Source organism: Pseudomonas sp. O230 (genome assembly GCF_045447035.1).
GTDB lineage: Bacteria > Pseudomonadota > Gammaproteobacteria > Pseudomonadales > Pseudomonadaceae > Aquipseudomonas.
In genome coordinates this window covers 1-202 of sequence record NZ_JBJGXN010000034.1, presented here as the reverse complement: position 1 = coordinate 202, position 202 = coordinate 1, and the positions used below count along the sequence as shown (strand labels likewise).

At 60.4% G+C, this 202-nt stretch carries 1 protein-coding gene; it reads left to right on the top strand.

Going from position 1 to position 202, the window contains the following annotated elements:
* Positions 1–202, top strand: a 202-nt coding sequence (locus ACI77H_RS30045) for a hypothetical protein (RefSeq protein ID WP_407015553.1), incomplete at both ends; no start/stop codon positions are given.

The window sequence follows — 202 nt, the reverse complement described above, 5'->3', positions numbered from 1 at the left end:
CGATTTCAAAGCCTTGCACGGCGATGGCAACGGCACCGAAACCTTCCAGTACACGCTCACCGATGCCGACGGCGACACCAGCACCGCCAACCTGGTCTTGCAGATCCATAACAGCCCGGTGACCCTCAACGGCCTCGACGTAGAGGGCGGCGAGCTGACCGTCTATGAAAAAAACCTCACCTACGGCACCGACCCGGATGCT